This is a genomic window from Hyphomicrobiaceae bacterium, assembly GCA_041397645.1.
Taxonomy (GTDB): domain Bacteria; phylum Pseudomonadota; class Alphaproteobacteria; order Rhizobiales; family Hyphomicrobiaceae; genus Hyphomicrobium_B.
Genome location: JAWKWE010000004.1, coordinates 1,910,884 through 1,928,364, shown reverse-complemented (window position 1 = coordinate 1,928,364; position 17,481 = coordinate 1,910,884). Strand labels below are relative to the sequence as shown.

Genomic DNA, 17,481 nt, shown 5'->3' with positions numbered 1-17,481 from the left:
ACACCTCGCATGGTGGCCGTGCGCGCGCTGTTCCGGCTGGAACATGCAACGTCAGTCGCGTCGCTGAGGGGAGAGGTTCAAACGCGGCGAGGGGGCGGGTCTGGCGCTCAGATGCACCTGTACAGCGCCGACGTCTCATTCCACGACACGTCGTTACTCGTTGTTAACCCTTTGGCGCTACTCCGGGACTAACAGCAGTTTTGTCTGACGATCTCGAACCAGTGGGTGAGAACCGTGTCGTCGAAGCTAGATCACGCCGAACAGCAGGCTCTTATCTGGACCCGGATCGGCGCGGGCGATCGCATCCGTATGTATTACGACTACTACGGTGCGCACTGGATCGAGTTGACACCGTGCTGGCAATTTTGGCGCAAACGACGCTTCCGCCTGACTCCCTCGGAGATGGCTGAGATCCGCTCGCTTCTGTCGCCGCAACGTCGAGCAGGCGCTCAACGTCAAGGCGGTAAGGTCGTGGCGAAAAAGGTCGTCGCTTAATTTCAAGAGCTTCCAATCAGTTTGCCTCGGACGACCGCGCGAGTAGCAATACCGCGGCCGTAACGTTCGAGGCGATTGCTGCGAATTCAGTCTTAAGGCAACGTCCACACGGATGCGGTTTCCAGAGGTAGTGGAGTCTTGAGATGATCCTGTTGCGAAACGCCTTCATGACTTTGGGCTGGCTGATTTGCGTCAGCACCTCGGCTTATGCCATGGGCTACGACAGCCTGACGTGCGGGGAACTTGTAGAACGCCGCGACGGCTATTTTGCTGAGTTCGGCTTTTGCACGGCCGGCAGCTCGCAATCAAACTCCTGCAAACCGGCATCTGATGGTGCTCAGGGTTTGCCTGAGCCACAGCGCACGCAAGTCCAGATGATCGAGAAGGTCTTGACGCGCAAAGGCTGCGCTGAGGCTCATAAATGAAATGGTCCGCACGACCGATTAAGATCGCGCGGATCCAATTACTGATCTTCAAATTCCTTGGGACCGATGTCTATTGAGCCGGTGCTGGCGCTGTAGCGGGTGCCTCCGTTGCGGCAGGCATCGGTACCGTCTTCACGTCAAGCTGTACGATGCCAAAGTGGATCAGGCCTCCAAACAGCACTGCGAACACGAGCGCAGTGACAAGAGCGTTCATGAAGCGATTCGAGAACGACAACAGATTCCCGATCAAATCGAGGACGAAAACGACGGCGGCGGCTATCAGGACAGGCTGTAGCCAAGCGAATTGTTCCATGTGCTTCCCCAGTGGTTGTTATCGTGTAGCAGGACTCAAATGGTCCAGCCTCAGACGAACGAACTATACCATGGCGGGAATGTGAAGACCTTCGCCCTTTCGGCGGGCTGAAAATTTACCGGTAGAGGGCCTAACAACCGCGCCGGTTGGGGCACATATAAAACTGAATTCGATAGCGCGGAGAGGGGTTTAATGGCGTCTATCAGAACACGCCTTGTCTCTCGCGCCAATACGAATAAGTCATTGATGTAACGGTATAACAATGCCGCGAACCGATCACAAAAAGTTTGCCTTTCGCGATCGAAATTCGATTGGTCATTTTCAGCAGACACCGCTAAGTAACTAGTCAACAGGCGGTGCCCTGTCAGAGATTTCTTGGAGGAGATACATCATGAAGACCTGGATGAAGCCGGAAGTTCGCGAGCAGGAAGTTGGTCTTGAGGTCACGAGCTACCTCCCGGCCGAGATCGACGTTATCTAACGATTTCGAACCGATTGGTTCTTTAAACGGCGGCTCTTTAGCCGCCGTTTTTATTTTCTGGCATGCTGGATGCGGCGAGCGGTCAACCCAATGCTCCATCTCTCGCTCTCGCGTCGTTCCCGTCCCCGGTCTATAAGACCTGCATGAACAAACCAGTGTCTTCACCGTCGAAAGCCGAGATTAAGCCGAACGCTCACGTTAGGGCGGGCGAAGTCGTCTTTGGCAACGATCTGCCAATTGCCTTGCTCGCAGGCCCTTGCCAGATGGAAAGCCGGGCACATGCCATGGAGATGGCGAGCGCTCTCAAAGAGATCGCTGCGGGGCTCGGATGCGGCCTGGTCTTCAAGGCATCCTTCGACAAGGCAAACCGCACGTCCCTGACTGGCAAACGGGGTATCGGCCTCAAGGGCGCGCTTCCTGTATTTGCCGAAATTCGCGAGAGCCTCGGCCTCCCCGTCGTCACCGACGTGCATGAGGTGGGCCAGTGCGCGCCCGTCGCCGAGGTTGTCGACATCCTGCAGATCCCCGCGTTCCTCTGTCGCCAGACGGATCTGCTGATCGCAGCGGCCAATACAGGGCGCGTGGTCAAGATCAAGAAGGGTCAGTTCCTCGCGCCGTGGGATATGAAGAACGTCGTCGCCAAGGTGACCGGAAGCGGCAATCCGAATGTGCTGGTCACCGAGCGCGGCTCGAGCTTTGGTTACAACACGCTCGTGGTCGACATGCGGGGCTTGCCGCAGATGGCGGAGACCGGAGCGCCGGTCATCTTCGATGCAACGCATGCGGTTCAGCAACCCGGCGGGCAAGGAACGTCGTCGGGAGGCGACCGACGCTTTGTGCCGGTTCTGGCGCGCGCGGCCGTGGCCGTCGGCGTCGCGGGACTTTTCATCGAGACACATCAAGATCCCGACAACGCGCCATCGGACGGGCCCAACATGGTGCCGCTGAAGGATTTTGCGCAGCTCGTGCGCGAGCTTCAGGCGGTCGATCGCGTCGTCAAGAAACTGCCATCGGTTGCCTAAAATGGAAAGAGCGCGGGTTAGCTACCCCGCGCTCCTTACCGGATGCTTGCCGTGTTTTTTAGTCTAGAGCCCGGTGAGTGCGGCCGGACTATTTTCCTTCAAAACACGAGAAGCGCTTTCGTGGATCGGCTTTCTGAGCGATGTGCGCGCATCGATGTGAAAGCCGCTTACGTCGTCAGATCCTCTCGTTAGATCTTCTTCTGCCAGAGTGCTGTTGCGACCGCTTCAATGTGGGAACCATTTGCCGAGACGGGACTGAGATCTTCGGTTTGCACCACAAGCGCAGTACAGACGTTGGATCCGCAGGCCCCGGGCGGGCTGAGGCTTCCCACGTTGACCGCCGCTATGGCCATCGACGTGGCGAACAGTGTCATGCTCGTTAGGCAGGAGACGTAGGCAAGTGCACGGGAGAGTGCTTCGTAAGTCATCGGACCACCTCGGTACGCTAGAACAAAAAATGGGTGACGATACTTCGCTCTTGCATTCTACCGGGCTGTGAGGGTGGGAGAGTGTTGGCTTCTGTTCCCTCAAGCGCCGGCATGAGTTGAGGATGCAGCAACCTTGGTTAAGAACGCGTTAAGGTTAGCGCAACGTGAAGGATTATTTCCGAATTCTTGAGATCGCTGTCGAGATGCGTGTGCGAACCGCGCGGTGCGTCAGAGTTGCGATGTCGTCGGCGGTTCACCCGTGCCGCCGCGATTGATGCCGATGTTGATGAGGCGAAAGAACGCCCAGTTCGGCAGGATGCGCAGCGACTTCATAACGAGTGCCATGCGCCAGGGGAACACGATCTCGTACTTGCCCTTGGCTAGCCCCGATAAGATCGTTTTGGCGGCCTGCTCGACTGGGATGATGAAGGGCTTGGGCCAGTTTCCGGATGCAGTCATCGGCGTTTCGATGTAGCCCGGATTGATGAGCGTGAGTTGCACGCCTTTGCGCATCAGGTGCGGATAAAGCGACTCGCACAACGAAATGAGAGCGGACTTCGTCGGCGCATACGCGGCGCCTTTCATCATGCCTCTGAAACCGGCGACCGACGAAACGATTGCAAGATGCCCACGCCCTCGTGCGACGAAGGATGCCATCGCAGGTTCGAGCGCATGCAGCACGCCGAAATAGTTGACCGCCATGGTCTGCTTGCCGCGCTCAGCGGAAAAATCGGAGATCAGCATGCCCTTCCAAATGCCGGCGTTGAGTACCGCAAGATCCACGGGCCCGAGATCTTTTTCAATGGTAGCAAAGGTGGCCGCGATCCCAGCGGCATCGGTGACGTCGCCGGGATAGGGCTTGATGAGAGGGTTTTGCGCTTGCAGCTCTTGCAGCTTCTCGACCGAGCGCGCTGTTGCTGCCACCGTGACGCCGCGCTGGGCAAGCCGCAACGCCAGCTCGCGGCCGATGCCGGAGCTGGCTCCAGTGATCCAAACTGTTTTCCAAGGACGTGCCACGTCCATCGGGTCGTCCTAATCTTCAGCATTCGATGCCGAACTGGCCCGAATGCTTCGTTGAGAGCAAAAGCAAATTGAACCGGATTTTCGGAACGCAGGCAACGGGACGAACGGATTGCTCTTCAGTCTTCGTTACCGTCTCGGTGGGACTAAGGGCGGTGGGTCGCATCGAAGTAAATATCAAAAGACCGCTATGTTTCTAGATCCGGTGTCGGCGCGCCAATGACACGCGAGCGAAGGGGCTTTGGATTGCTGCAGACTGCCGTTATTTCTTAGCAAGCGGCGCGGGCCGCTCTGAGGGATTACGATGGATTTGACACAGATTGCGATCATGCTCACGGCGTTGGTGGTCGCAGCAACACTGGCGCGTGCGCTGGGTATGGCGGCGGTGCTGGGCTACCTGGGGGCAGGCGTTTTGCTCGGACCTTTCGGACTAGGCCAGGTCTTCAACGCGCACGATGCCAAGGAACTGCGCGAAGTCGCCGATTTTGGCGTCGTCATGCTGCTGTTTCTCATTGGTCTTGAGCTTCGCCCCAAGCGTCTGTGGGCCATGCGGCAGGCGATCTTCGGGCTTGGCGCTGTGCAGGTATTCTTGACGGCGTTCGTGCTCGCTCTGATCGGAATTGCGCTGGGGAGCAGTTGGAAGCCAGCGCTGTTTGCAGGCTCGGCGTTGGCGCTATCTTCGACAGCTTTCGCCCTTCAGGTGATGGAGGAAAACGGAGAACTTGCGACCCGTCACGGACGCCTCGGTTTTGCAGTCCTTCTTTTTCAGGATATCGCCGCCATTCCGCTTATCGCGTTGACGCCGTTTTTCGCTTTGAGCGTCGTAGAAGGCGGAGTGGGCGAAGCTGAGATCAATCTGTTGGCGTTCGGCAAGGCGCTCGCCACCATCGTACTTGTGATCGTTATTGGTCGCTACGTGATCAACGCATTGCTGCGCGTTGTTGCGCTCTCGAAGGTACCAGAGGCGATGACGGCTGCGGCGTTGCTCGTCGTCGTCGGCGTTGCACTCGTCATGCAACAAGCAGGATTATCGGCCTCGCTCGGATCGTTCATCGCAGGCGCGCTGCTGGCCGAGAGTATCTACCGTCATCAGCTGGAGGCCGATATCGCGCCCTTTGAAGGGCTGTTGCTGGGCATGTTCTTTACCGCTATCGGCATGTCGCTCAACCTGGGTCTATTGCTTTCACGCCCTGCAGCCATCGTCGGGCTGACGCTGCTCCTGATGGCAATAAAGGCGGTCATCTTGTTTGGGCTGGGGCGTTGGCAAGGGTTGGAGGCGGGACCTTCACGACGTCTGGCGTTGGCTTTGGCGCAAGGCGGCGAATTCGCCTTCGTGTTGCTGTCGGCGGGCCAGGCCGGCGGCGTATTGCGGCCCGGAGCAGCCGAACTTCTCGCTGTCACCATTACGTTGTCGATGGTTTTGACGCCACTGCTTCTGGCCTTGGAACGAATGCTGTTCGGCAAGCCGATTTCCGCCCAGACCCGCGCCTACGACACCATGCCCGATCAGGAAGCGCATGTGGTGATCGCCGGGTTTGGCCGCTTCGGGCAAATCATCGCGCGCATTCTACGCGCCAAGTCCATCCCGTTCACCGCGCTCGAAAAGTCTTTGGAGCAGGTAGAGCTTGTGCGCCGGTTCGGCTCGCAGGCGTTTTATGGCGACGCCAGCCGCCCTGAGGTTCTGGCAGCAGCACAGATCGGCAAGGCGCGCGCATTCGTGTTGGCCATCGACGATGTTGAGGCTTCGTTGCGCATCGCTGAGTTCGTACAGCGCAATTACCCGCATGTGCCGATCTATGCCCGTGCGCGAGACCGTGCTCACGCCCATAGGCTCCTGGACCTGGGCATTCGCAACTTGCGCCGCGAGACATTCTTGTCCGCGCTGGACATTACGCTCCAGTTGCTGAAGGGGCTTGGATATTCTGACCGGTCGGCGGACCGTATCGTCAAGACCTTTCGCACCCACGACGAGCGCCGCCTGTTCGACGACTATTCCCTCGCTTCGGATATCGAGAAGCTCCAACAGAAGGCCCGCAGCGATGCTGCAACCTTGGAGCAATTGCTGCGCGAGGACGCCGCCGAGGAGGCAAAACTGGCCAAGGCTGAGGCTGAGGCGAAAACGAAGCGACCCGCGCCGACCTGAGGCCCTCCCAAAAGAGCCGCCGCCAAGCGCGGAGCACGCGTGCCCGAAAGCGTAGGATTGGGTGCAGACAGACCTGCTTTGCAGTTGCGAAGCCGGCAAAGAGGCTTTCCCGTCAAGCGTGTAAGGCCGCCGAGGTGCGCCAATCTGTTGCTATCACCGGCGGGACCATAGACGCGCCCCTCCCGGACCGGTAAATGTCCCCTCGACTTTTAACGGCGCGCTGGCCAACCAGACGCGCCAAGCTTCGTTTATCTTTGGGGTCTTATGAGCAAATACGGCACGAGCGAGCCTGCGGGGCAGGTCAGCCTGAAGGACATGGCGAATGCCATTCGTGCGTTGTCGATGGACGGCGTGCAGCAGGCCAACTCAGGACATCCCGGTATGCCGCTGGGCATGGCCGACGTTGCCTCGGTTCTGTTCACGCAGTTCCTCAAGTTCGATGCTTCCGATCCTACCTGGGCCAACCGTGACCGCTTTGTGCTGTCGGCGGGGCACGGTTCGATGCTGCTGTATTCGCTGCTCTATCTCACCGGCTATCCGGGAATGACGATTGAGGAGCTGAAGAATTTCCGCCAGCTTGGATCCAAGACGGCGGGCCATCCCGAATACGGCCATGCGCCGGGTATCGAGACGACCACGGGGCCGCTCGGTCAGGGCATCGCCAATGCGGTCGGTATGGCATTGTCGGAGCGGCTGTTGGCTGCGCGCTGCGGCGACGATCTGGTCGACTATCACACTTATACGATTGCCGGTGACGGTTGCCTCATGGAAGGCATCAGTCAGGAAGCAATTTCGCTCGCGGGCCATTTAAAGCTCGGCAAGCTCATTGTGCTGTGGGACGACAATTCGATTACCATCGATGGCGCGACGACGTTGTCGGAGTCCGACGATCAGCTGGCGCGTTTCGCCGCGTCGGGCTGGAATACGATCCGCGTCGATGGCCAGGACGCCGCCGCCGTTGCTGCTGCGCTTGAAAAGGCCAGTAACGATTCCTCAAAGCCCTGGCTGATTGCGTGCAAGACCACCATCGGCTACGGCGCGCCCAATAAGGCGGGCAAGTCTTCAGCCCATGGCGAGCCGCTCGGTGCACAGGAAATCACAGGTGCGCGCGAGAAACTTGGCTGGCCCTTTCCGCCGTTCGAGGTTCCGGAGAACATCCTGAGCGCATGGCGTGCTGCCGGCGCACGCGGCGCTACGGTCAATGCGGAGTGGAAGTCCCGCTATGACAAGGCCGATGCGGCGACCAAGACGCTGATCAAAGGACGCGACGTCGCGAAGGCAGCGCAGGCTGTGATAGCTCAAGCCAAGACCGAGTTCGCTGCCGACACGGCCAAACGTGCGACCCGCGTGTGGTCGCAGATGACGCTCGAAAAGCTGGTGCCGGCGCTCCCCGAGTTGCTTGGCGGTTCGGCGGATCTCACGCCGTCCAACGGGACGCGCACCAAGAGCCATACGGCAGTATCGCCCGGCAACTTTGCCGGCAACTATATGCACTATGGCGTGCGTGAACACGGTATGGCCGCCGCCATGAATGGCATTGCGCTATCGGGATCGTTCATTCCCTACGGCGCGACGTTCCTTGTCTTCACAGATTATTGTCGTCCCTCGATCCGTCTTGCCGCGCTGATGAAGCAGCGGGTGATCTACGTGATGACGCACGATTCCATCGGCCTTGGCGAAGATGGGCCAACCCATCAGCCGATCGAGCATCTGGCAGCTCTGCGCGCCATGCCGAACCTAAACGTGTTTCGCCCGGCCGACGCGCAAGAGACGGCGGAGTGCTGGGAGCTGGCTCTGGCGGCAACCGATCGTCCCTCCGTTCTAGCGCTGTCGCGCCAAGCGGTGCCGAACTTGCGGACGATGGCAGAAGCCGAGAACCGTTCCGCCAAGGGCGCCTATGTTCTGCGCGAGACAGATGGCCCGCGCGATGTGACGCTGATTGCGACGGGGTCGGAGGTGGGCCTTGCCGTTGAGGCCGCCGACAAGCTCGCTGCCCAGGGGATCAAGGCGGCAGTCGTGTCAATGCCGTCGTTTGAATTATTCGCTGCCCAAGACGAGGCTTACGAATTGTCCGTGCTGGGCGACGCTCCGCGTGTGGCCGTCGAGGCAGCCGTGTCGCACGGCTGGCATCAATGGCTGCGAAAGAAGGATGCGTTTGTCGGCCTGTCGGATTTCGGCGCTTCCGCACCCGCAGCGAAGCTGTTTGCGCACTTTGGATTGACGGCAGACAACGTGGCGAACGTGGCGCGCGCGACCATCGCGTCGGCAAAAGCATGAGTGTGGGCGAGAGCAGGACACGAAAACGATCGTCTGCATCTAAAGCGTGATTGAGTGCGGCGCCGCATCATGGCACGGCGGACGAGGTCATAATCGAAAGAAGACACCGCGATGAATCTGGATAAGCTCAAGACCACCGAAGGTATAGACCTGAAGGGCAAGCGGGTTCTTGTCCGCGCCGATCTCAACGTGCCGGTGAAGGATGCCAAGGTAACGGACGCAACGCGATTGGAACGCCTGGTGCCGGGTCTCAAGAACCTCAGCGAGCGCGGCGCCAAGGTTATTGTAATCTCGCATTTCGGGCGGCCCAAGAGTGGACCCGAAGCGCAATTTTCTCTCAAGCCGGTGGCCGATGCGCTGGGCAATCTGTTGGGATCGCCGGTCACCTTTGCAGATGATTGCGTAGGAGAAACTGCTGCTCGCACAATCGCCGGTCTCAAGGACGGTGGGATCGCGGTTCTCGAGAACCTGCGCTTTCACAAAGGAGAGGAGAAGAACGACGCCGCGTTCGCAACGCAGCTTGCCAAGCTTGGTGACATTTTCGTCGGCGATGCCTTTTCCTGCGCCCACCGCGCCCACGCCTCTACGGAGGGCTTGACCCATCACCTGCCGTCCTACGCAGGGCCATTGCTGATGGAAGAGATCAACGCGCTGCGCACCGCGCTTGAAAAGCCGCAGCGTCCGGTGGCTGCCGTCGTGGGCGGTATGAAGGTCTCCACCAAGATCGAGGTGCTGACGAACCTCGTGGCGAAGGTGGATAAGCTGATCATCGGCGGCGGAATGGCGAACACGTTTCTGCAATCGATGGGCCGCATGACGGGGCAATCGATCACCGAGCCGGAATTTCATGCAACGGCGCGCGAGATCATGGCAGAGGCCAAGCAGAAGAACTGCGAATTGATCCTTCCGCTTGACGCGGTCGTGGCAGATGCCTTTGCCGAAGATGTCGAAACCCAGATCGTGTCGATCCACAAAGTGCCCTTCGACAAGATGATCCTCGACGTCGGGCCTGAGAGCATCGCCAACGTCAACAAGGTACTGGAAGGCTGCCATACCGTGTTGTGGAATGGTCCGATGGGCGCGTTCGAAATCCGCAAATTCGCAACAGGCACCTTTGAGGTAGCCAAGAAGGTTGCGGAATTGACTAAGGCTGGAAAGATGGTCTCGGTGGCGGGTGGCGGCGATACCGTTGCTGCATTGAACGCCGCCGGCGTCACACAGGATTTCACTTACGTCTCGACCGCTGGTGGTGCCTTCCTTGAATGGCTGGAAGGTCGCGAGCTTCCCGGTGTCGCCGCATTGACGCGGTAACGCCCGACCCCAGATTTCTCGGAGCGCTCATGTTTGCCGACGCACATATCTATTTGGGCGTAGCCCTCGCCGGGCTGGTGAGCTTTCTGTCGCCGTGCGTGCTGCCGCTCGTGCCGCCCTATCTAAGCTACATCGGCGGCACGACGTTCGATGAGTTAGCCAGCAGCGACGGCGTCGATGAACGGGTCTGGCGCAAGGTTGTGATGGCGGCGGTCTTTTTCGTTGCCGGCTTCACCACCGTGTTCGTGGCGCTGGGAGCTGGCGCATCCGCCTTTGGGCAACTCATCCAGGCTTATCGCGGGCCGCTCGGTATGGCGGCAGGCGCGGTGATCATACTATTTGGCTTTCACTTCCTTGGCATTCTGCGCATCCCGCTGCTTTACAAGGAAGCGCGCATCGAGACACACAGGGATGGCGCGTCGCTACTCGGCGCTTATGTCATGGGCCTTGCGTTCGCCTTTGGGTGGACGCCGTGCATCGGGCCGATCCTGGCAACGGTGCTGACGCTCGCCGCTAATGAAGGCAGCATGAGCGAAGGCGTGCGATTGCTGCTGGTCTATTCGCTGGGGCTTGGCGTTCCCTTCATTCTGGCCGCCGTCGCCATCGGTCCGTTCCTCGGCTTCATGAAGCGTTTCAAACGGCACTTTGGAACGCTGGAAAAGGTAATGGGAGTTCTGCTGATCGCAACCGGTCTGCTGTTCCTGCTGGGCGGTCAGAACTGGCTGGGACAATGGATGCTGGATACATTCCCAGGTCTTGCAGGTATCGAGCGTTGGGCGACCCCCGACAATCTGCCGGCAGAAATCCTGCGCCACGGCCAGAGCGGCCAATAGCGGCGAGCAAGTCCGATTCAAACGCGAGCGAGCGCATGACGACCACCAGTCGCCCCATCGCCATGACGATTGCAGGATCAGATCCTTCGGGTGGCGCAGGCATACAGGCCGACCTGAAAACCTTTTCCGCGCTCGGCGTGTACGGTGCGAGCATTATTACAGCCCTAACCGCCCAGAATACGATGGGCGTCACGGGCGTCATGAAGGTTCCCGCTGCATTCATTCGCGCCCAGTATGAAGCGGTTGTCAGCGACCTTGACGTGGCCGCCGCCAAGACCGGTATGCTCGGCGACGAGGAGACCGTCCTCACGGTGGCGGAACTTGTTGAGCGATCCGGATTAAAGCCGCTCGTTGTCGATCCCGTCATGGTGGCGACCAGCGGTGACGTGCTTCTTGAGCCTGCCGCCATCGACGCCGTGCGCAAAGTGCTCATCCCGCTCGCAGCCGTCATCACGCCAAACCTCGATGAGGCGGCCCGTCTGCTGGAGTGTCCTGTTGCCGAATCAGAAGCCGAGGCACGGCGTCAGGCGGCTGCACTTCTCAAATTGGGGTGTCGGTCGGTGTTTCTGAAAGGCGGACACGGAAGCGGCGCGGAGGCCGTCGATTATCTCGCAACTGCGAATAACGTGACGGTATTTTCGCATCCCCGCATCGAGACGAAGAACACGCATGGCACCGGTTGCACGCTTGCTGCGGCTCTCACGGCGCGCTTGGCGGCAGGCGTCGGGCTCGTAAAGGCAGCCGAACAAGCCAAGCAATATCTGTGGGATGCGCTGAATTCGGGCGCGCACATGAACATTGGGCGCGGCCACGGTCCTGTGGATCATCTTTTCGCTCGAGTGCCGAAAGAGGAATAAATCGGAAGCCCAATGATTTTATTGAGCTAATGCGGAAGCGGTGTTGCGAGTGAGCATCTAAGGCCCACCATTGGCATAATCGAAGCATTGTCTACTTGTCAGGCAGACTTCGATAAGCAATGTTTCGCCCCGAAGTGATCACCTGATCACGTTGTTCTCCGGGGGGAGTGCTAAGCTCGTTTCGAGGGATACTGGAGCTGAGCTTGGCAAAAACCGGTCCGTCATCCGACGGACCGGTTTTTTGTTGGCTGAAGCTCCAAACCGTACGTTGCTAGCAGACCACAACTGTCACAAATCTGCTTGGAACCGGGGGGAAACCGCAGGACGTACATTGAGTGATAACCCTCATGAAGGGTAAGATTGCAGCTCAGAGAATGAGCACGAATAGCCCAAAGCGTATGCGGACGCTGGGTTTGAGGGCAGGGGGCACTCAATGGCGATCGGATTGATCCAGCGATGCGCGCTTGGCGGTACGGCGGTGGCGCTTGCGCTTAGCGCCGGAATAGCTTCCGCCGAGGCCGGGGGCTTCGCGCCTCACGAGCAATCGACCTATTTTTTGGGTACGGCGTTTGCCGGCACGGCTGCTGGCGGTGCGCTTAGCTCGATGTTCTGGAACCCGGCGGCTGCTGGTCAGTTCGATGGTTTCAACGGCAGTTCAAACTATTCGCTCATTATGCCGGATACTGAAATCACGGCCACCGGTGGCGCGCTGTACGGGGCCGGATCGAGCCGTTCGAGCGGCGACATCGGCGATACGGCTCTTTTGCCCGCGAGCTACTATAGCCTTCAGGTGAATGATCAACTTGTTCTCGGCCTGGGTGCCAATGTTGCATTTGGCCTGACGACCGACAGCAACTTTAGCTGGGACGGAGCGCAGCTCGCGCGCGAGTCGCGGATTGTGACCTACAATTTCACGCCCACTGCTGCCTATCGATTAGCGCCTGGCGTCATAATCGGTGCAGGTGTCCAGATCCAATATATCGACGCCCAGCTGCGGCAAGCCGTTGGCTCGCCCTATGGGCCGACGTCCGCGGTCAAAGGTGATGACGTCGCGTTCGGCTTTACGGCCGGCATCCTGCTCACGCCCGCCGACGGCACGTCCATCGGCCTCGGCTTCCGCTCTGGCCTCGATCACAATCTCGATGGCACCTTTCACGTTTCCGGATTGCCCGGCGTGGACAACGTATCGGCAGGTCTCGATCTGCCAGAGGTCGTCACTCTCAGCTTGCGACAGGATCTGACGCCGTCGTGGACGCTGCTCGGCTCAGTCGAGTGGACGAACTGGAGCCGCTTGTCTCAGCTCGAAGTATTCTGTGACGGTGCTGGGACGTACTGTCCTGCTTCGGGTGTGCCGCTGCAACCTGCACTCCCTCTCAATTGGGAAGACGGCTGGATGTTCTCGGCTGGTCTTGAGCACAAATATAACGAACAGTTGACGCTGCGTGGCGGCTTGGCTTGGGAGAAGTCTCCCATTCAATCCGCCGAAGGACGCACCGTTCGAGTGCCTGATAGCGATCGCTTCTGGCTGTCGGCGGGTGCCTCCTACGAATACAATCAATGGATGACCATCGACGTGGCGTATGCGCATCTGTGGGGCCAGGATGCGACGACCGTGCAGGGCGTTGGTCTTGGACCGGGCGGCTCTACACTTCTGGTTGGCGAAGTGGAGTCAAGCGCCGATATCGTGTCGGTTGGCTTGCGCACGAAGCTGGATTGGCTGCTGAACAGCAATTGGATGCACTAGAGCCAATCGCCGATAACTTAATAAATGGCCGGACCTTGGTGTCCGGCCATTTTCGTTACCCGCTGCGGAAGCTGAGCCGTGCCCAAGGACGTGTGGGCAAGAGCATATGGCCGAAATGGGAGGTCGGCAGGTCCGAAAGCATCACTTGAATTTGCGCTAAGGGGCGTGCGCGACAGGGCTACTCGGCAGCTTCGCCGCCATCGACGGCTCGCTCGTATTTGACCGTGTCGAGGACCGCGTTGATGCGCCCAATGGCGCTTTCCAGGGCTTCGACCACCGCAAGAGTCCGGCCCGCGTGTGCGGCCTGATCCTGGCTCAGCGTGTAGAGACGAGCAGCGTTGCGTGCGATCTGCTCGCAACCCTTGGGATCGAATGGATTGGCCTGCAACGACCAAGCGACCTCATGCAGGTCTTCGGCGGTCTGCAAGATCATTCGGGAAGCGGCGCCTTCCTCTGCTGTTGGCGTCGGCAATGGTCCGCTCGGCCGTGCCGTCATCTGTTCGCGAAACGACGAGATCTGCGTCTTCAAGTCCTGCAACTCGTGCTGCAATTGATCGAGCAGGGCAGGCGGCTGGCGCAACGAAGTCTGCAGGCGCCCGATGGCATCTTCCAGCATTGCGCTGTCGAGGCGGCGTGCACGACGGCCGTGCTCAGCCAGAAACCATCGCCCGCGCGCCGTTTCAAGCAGCGCTGCCTCGATGGCGCGATACTCATCGTCGGTATCGGGGGCTCGGTTCGCGGAAGGATGGGTCATTGGGCCAATTTTATCCACAGCATTGGAAATGCATACGCGATTCGCTGCTCTTGCGGCCATGGGATAGGGGCCAAATGCGTCGCGGAACGCCCAAACTGAGTCCTTGTGGCACCATGCCGGGCTATTGAGGGGCGTGCCGGTTTGCTCCATTGAGCAGACTGCGGCGGAGCAACAGGATCTGATGGGACAGGGACAAGGAAAGGCGTCGAGCCAGGGCGAAGAAGCGCGCACGGCAATCCGCGGTCTCTCGATCCGGATCTCCGTGTTCTACGGCGCGCTGTTCGTCATCCTGGGCATGCATGTGCCTTTCACGCCGGTCTGGCTGGCCTCGCGTGGTTTGAGCGCCGGGGAAATCTCCGCGATCCTGGCTGTGCCGTTCTTTCTGCGCGTGCTGGTGACGCCGACGTTGGCACTGTCGGCGGATCGCAGGGATTGCCATCGCCGTTACATGATCATGCTTGCCTGGCTCGCGCTGCTCAGTGTCCTGGCTCTATCGCAGGCGTCGCATTTCTGGACGGTCCTGCTGTTGGTCGCGCCGTTGGTTATCGCCAACTCCAGTATGATGCCGCTCGCGGAGACGATTGCCGTGCGCGGCGTGCGCGAAAGTGGGCTCGATTATGGGCGCACGCGGCTTTGGGGATCGCTGACATTCATCGCGGCGAGTTTCTTGGGCGGCCTGCTGATGGATCGGCTCGGTGCGGGCGCTGGTGTTTGGCTAGTCGCGTTCGGGTGCGCGCTGACGGTAGTTGCTGCACACCTGCTTCCAGTCCTGCCGGTTCGCAATCCACCGCCCGCAAGCATCCGAGCGCAGGCGCCGTTGTGGCATGTAAGCGAACCGCGCCAGCTTCTCGGCTCAAAGGTGTTTGCAGCGTTTCTCATCGCCGCTGGGGGCTCTCAAGCTGCCCACGCCACCATGCTGACCTATGGCACGCTCATCTGGCAGGGGCAGGGACTGTCCGCCGGTATGGGAGGCGCGCTATGGGCGGTGGCGGTGCTTGCCGAGGTCGGTCTGTTTGCCGTCTCAGCTCCGCTGCTGGCGCGCTATGGCGCAGCGAACTTCCTGATCGCAGGCGCAGGCGTTTCGATTGTTCGCTGGGTTGTGATGGCGTTTGATCCGCCCTTGAGTGTGCTCGTGCCGCTTCAGGCGCTGCACGCGCTGACCTACGCGGGGACCCACATCGGCGCCATTTACTTCATCGCTCAGGCGGTGCCGCCGTCGATGCAGGGCAGCGCGCAGGCGCTCTATGCGACCATCGCTTCAGGGGTCGCCATGGGGCTTGCAACGCTGGCGTCCGGCGCATTCCTGACCAATTGGGGCAGCGGGCCGGCCTATGCCGCCATGGCGGTCATCGCGCTTGTTGCGCTCGCCGGAGCACTGGTGCTCAAGCGCGAATGGCAGGGCGAGGTGCTGTTTAGTCCTACAGAGCCGGACGCCGATGCGCCTGCTGTTACCCGTGATGCGACGCCACGCCAGCGCGCACCGGCTTGACCGATGGGCCCTCGGGCCGGGATTATTGGCGAACCATGAGATACACAGTCACCGCATTCTACAAATTCGTCTCAATCGAAGACCCGGCATCTTTCAGGCCGCAGGTTCTCGATGTTTGCCGCGCCAATTCGATCGTGGGCACTGTCCTGCTTGCCAATGAAGGTATTAACGGCACGGTTGCAGGCCCCGAGGCCGGCGTTGCCGTGTTCCTGGCTTGGCTGCGTGCTGATCCGCGCTTTTGCGATTTGGTGAGCAAGGAATCCTATGCGCTCGAGCAGCCCTTTGCGCGTCTAAAGGTACGGCTCAAGCGTGAGATCGTGACGTTGGGCCGTCCTGAGGCCGATCCCAATATGCAGGTGGGCACATACGTCAAGCCGCAGGACTGGAATGCGCTCATCAGCCAGGAGGACGTTGTCCTCCTCGATACGCGCAACGCCTACGAGGTCAAGATCGGCACCTTCGAAGGAGCGCAGGATCCTGGAACGCGGACGTTCCGCCAGTTTCCGGACTACGTGCGCGACAACCTCGACCCGGCGCGCCACAAGCGTGTTGCGATGTTTTGCACCGGTGGCATTCGCTGTGAGAAGGCGTCCGCCTACATGCTCACGCAGGGCTTCGAGGAGGTGTACCATCTGGAAGGTGGTATCTTGAAGTATTTGGAGACCGTGGCGCCTGGCGAGAGCCTTTGGCGCGGCGAGTGCTTTGTGTTCGACGAGCGCGTTGCCTTGGGGCATGGCGTCGAACTTGGCACACATGTCATGTGCCCGGCATGTGGCGGCCCGACCGTGAAGGATGATACCGCACCGAAAAATGCGCAAGGTGCCCAGCTGTGTTCACAGTGTGCGTCGCGCCTCGATGCTGTTCAAAAGGAAGTTGGCACGCCGAGCTAATCTCAATCATCCCCAAAGCGCGGGATCGGGCACGGACATGATGCCGTTCTCGATGGCGATCGCTGGCTCACGGTCACGCGCGAGAAGTAAGGGGCCATCGAGATCGACCCATTGCGCGCCTTGCGCGAGCACCATAGCAGGCGCAACAGCCAGCGAGGTTGCCACCATCGAGCCAACCATGATGCGGAAGCCAGCGGCTTGTGCATCGCGCTTCAAAGCGATGGCTTCGGTCAGTCCGCCCGCCTTGTCGAGCTTGATGTTGATGGCGTCGTAGAGCCCGCACAGACGGGGTAGATTGGCGCGCGTGTGCACGCTTTCGTCGGCGCAGAGAGGGACAAGGCGCTGCACGTTGCGCAGTGCTTCGTCCGCATCGGCGGCAAAAGGCTGCTCGATGAGTTCGACACCTGCGTCCTTTGCCGCACCAAACAGCGGTTCGGCCAATTCGACGGGCCAAGCCTCGTTGGCATCGACGATGATGCGTGCATCGGGACGGGCATGTCGCACGGCGGCCATGCGTTCGACGTCTTTTTCGCCTCCAAGTTTCAGCTTCAGAAGCGGCAAGTGGGGAACGCTCTGGGCCTTTGCCGCCATGGCAGCCGGTGTGTCCAGGCTCAGCGTGTAGGCCGTGAGAACGGGGCCCATGTTCGTGGCGCCTGCAAGTGCTGCGGCCGATGTCTGCGCTCGTTTGGCTTCGAGGTCAAAGAGCGCGCAGTCAAGAGCATTGCGAGCTGCCCCTGCAGGCAACAGCGTCATGAGTTCTTCGCGCGTGGAAAGTCCGCTCAATGTGCGCAAAGCCGCAAGCGCACCGTCGATGCTTTCGCCATAACGCGGATACGGCACGGCCTCGCCCTGGCCAGTGTATTCGCCATCGGAGGCGCCGACGTGGATGACCTCCGCAGTGGTCTTCGCTCCGCGTGAGATCGTGAACGCCTCCTTGAGCGGCCAGCTCTCATGGGTCGCGGTAATTTTGATGGAAGAGATCGGCTGGCGCATGGTCGC

17 protein-coding genes are annotated in these 17,481 nt (G+C 60.0%); 12 read left to right on the top strand and 5 right to left on the bottom strand.

Annotated elements, in window-relative coordinates:
• Positions 1–234 precede the first annotated feature (234 nt).
• Both R3D51_08935 and R3D51_08930 read left to right on the top strand, forming a co-directional pair.
• Complete coding sequence (locus R3D51_08935) at positions 235–495, top strand: hypothetical protein (GenBank protein MEZ5899603.1); 261 nt, start codon at positions 235–237, stop codon at positions 493–495.
• A gap of 143 nt (positions 496–638) precedes the next feature.
• A complete protein-coding gene (locus R3D51_08930) occupies positions 639–920 on the top strand; it encodes a hypothetical protein (GenBank protein MEZ5899602.1) in 282 nt (93 codons plus the stop codon).
• Between the two features lie 70 nt (positions 921–990).
• On the opposite strand, the gene R3D51_08925 is transcribed toward R3D51_08930, so the two are convergent.
• On the bottom strand, positions 991–1,233 hold the full coding sequence (locus R3D51_08925) for a hypothetical protein (GenBank protein MEZ5899601.1): 243 nt from the start codon (positions 1,231–1,233) through the stop codon (positions 991–993).
• A 391-nt stretch (positions 1,234–1,624) separates the two neighbouring features.
• Here R3D51_08925 and pqqA point away from each other — a divergent pair, with 391 nt between their 5' ends.
• Entirely contained in the window at positions 1,625–1,714 is a 90-nt protein-coding gene (gene pqqA, locus R3D51_08920) for a pyrroloquinoline quinone precursor peptide PqqA (protein MEZ5899600.1), read from the top strand.
• Positions 1,715–1,857: 143 nt separating this feature from the next.
• Entirely contained in the window at positions 1,858–2,736 is an 879-nt protein-coding gene (kdsA, locus tag R3D51_08915; GenBank protein ID MEZ5899599.1) for a 3-deoxy-8-phosphooctulonate synthase, read from the top strand.
• Between the two features lie 188 nt (positions 2,737–2,924).
• Here kdsA and R3D51_08910 read toward each other — a convergent pair whose 3' ends face one another.
• Together R3D51_08910 and R3D51_08905 are read right to left on the bottom strand one after the other, a co-directional pair.
• Positions 2,925–3,164: a hypothetical protein gene (locus R3D51_08910; protein MEZ5899598.1), complete on the bottom strand. Its 240-nt coding sequence runs from the start codon at positions 3,162–3,164 to the stop codon at positions 2,925–2,927.
• 228 nt (positions 3,165–3,392) lie between these two features.
• Positions 3,393–4,187 (bottom strand): SDR family NAD(P)-dependent oxidoreductase, encoded by a 795-nt coding sequence (locus tag R3D51_08905; protein MEZ5899597.1) that lies wholly within the window; start codon positions 4,185–4,187, stop codon positions 3,393–3,395.
• Between the two features lie 301 nt (positions 4,188–4,488).
• On the opposite strand from R3D51_08905, the gene R3D51_08900 reads away from it, so the two are divergent.
• The 6 genes from R3D51_08900 (at position 4,489) to R3D51_08875 (ending at position 13,349) form a co-directional block, all read left to right on the top strand.
• The gene (locus R3D51_08900) at positions 4,489–6,327 is read left to right on the top strand and encodes a cation:proton antiporter (GenBank protein ID MEZ5899596.1); all 1,839 of its coding nucleotides are present in this window, start codon (positions 4,489–4,491) and stop codon (positions 6,325–6,327) included.
• Positions 6,328–6,591: 264 nt separating this feature from the next.
• A complete protein-coding gene (gene tkt / locus R3D51_08895; protein ID MEZ5899595.1) occupies positions 6,592–8,604 on the top strand; it encodes a transketolase in 2,013 nt (670 codons plus the stop codon).
• A 111-nt stretch (positions 8,605–8,715) separates the two neighbouring features.
• Entirely contained in the window at positions 8,716–9,915 is a 1,200-nt protein-coding gene (locus tag R3D51_08890) for a phosphoglycerate kinase (GenBank protein ID MEZ5899594.1), read from the top strand.
• 29 nt (positions 9,916–9,944) lie between these two features.
• Positions 9,945–10,748: a cytochrome c biogenesis protein CcdA gene (locus R3D51_08885; protein ID MEZ5899593.1), complete on the top strand. Its 804-nt coding sequence runs from the start codon at positions 9,945–9,947 to the stop codon at positions 10,746–10,748.
• 35 nt (positions 10,749–10,783) lie between these two features.
• Positions 10,784–11,605, top strand: coding sequence for a bifunctional hydroxymethylpyrimidine kinase/phosphomethylpyrimidine kinase (gene thiD / locus R3D51_08880; GenBank protein ID MEZ5899592.1), 822 nt, complete (start codon positions 10,784–10,786; stop codon positions 11,603–11,605).
• Positions 11,606–12,038: 433 nt separating this feature from the next.
• Positions 12,039–13,349: an outer membrane protein transport protein gene (locus R3D51_08875; protein MEZ5899591.1), complete on the top strand. Its 1,311-nt coding sequence runs from the start codon at positions 12,039–12,041 to the stop codon at positions 13,347–13,349.
• 178 nt (positions 13,350–13,527) lie between these two features.
• Here R3D51_08875 and R3D51_08870 read toward each other — a convergent pair whose 3' ends face one another.
• The gene (locus R3D51_08870) at positions 13,528–14,103 is read right to left on the bottom strand and encodes a hypothetical protein (GenBank protein MEZ5899590.1); all 576 of its coding nucleotides are present in this window, start codon (positions 14,101–14,103) and stop codon (positions 13,528–13,530) included.
• 181 nt (positions 14,104–14,284) lie between these two features.
• On the opposite strand from R3D51_08870, the gene R3D51_08865 reads away from it, so the two are divergent.
• A complete protein-coding gene (locus R3D51_08865) occupies positions 14,285–15,592 on the top strand; it encodes an MFS transporter (GenBank protein ID MEZ5899589.1) in 1,308 nt (435 codons plus the stop codon).
• 35 nt (positions 15,593–15,627) lie between these two features.
• Positions 15,628–16,482, top strand: a complete 855-nt coding sequence (locus R3D51_08860; protein ID MEZ5899588.1) for a rhodanese-related sulfurtransferase — start codon at positions 15,628–15,630, stop codon at positions 16,480–16,482.
• Positions 16,483–16,488: 6 nt separating this feature from the next.
• Here R3D51_08860 and dgcA read toward each other — a convergent pair whose 3' ends face one another.
• Entirely contained in the window at positions 16,489–17,475 is a 987-nt protein-coding gene (dgcA, locus tag R3D51_08855) for an N-acetyl-D-Glu racemase DgcA (protein ID MEZ5899587.1), read from the bottom strand.
• Positions 17,476–17,481: the final 6 nt, after the last annotated feature.